Source organism: Cohnella baijiui (assembly GCF_020731285.1).
GTDB lineage: Bacteria > Bacillota > Bacilli > Paenibacillales > Paenibacillaceae > Cohnella.
In genome coordinates, this window is sequence record NZ_JAJFOW010000556.1 from 1 (window position 1) to 207 (window position 207).

Genomic DNA, 207 nt, shown 5'->3' on the forward strand with positions numbered 1-207 from the left:
TTCTCCCGATCCTTATAGACTACAATAACATGAGCCATATGCTGTGCCAGCTGCTGTAAATCATCCGTGCGCTGGCGTTCATAAAACCCATCCAGAAAAGACATAAGCGTCAGGCTAAGCGCGGTCAATACGACAGCCACCAATCCAATGATGGTGATCCACAGCTTAATTACAACCTGATTTAACACTTATTTAGGCACCTCAAGC

The 207-nt window shown here is 45.4% G+C and carries 1 pseudogene; it reads right to left on the reverse strand.

The features are described 5' to 3' along the window. Positions 1-188: pseudogene (locus LKX83_RS33770) on the reverse strand (ATP-binding protein); the annotation flags it as partial. Positions 189-207 lie beyond the last annotated feature (19 nt).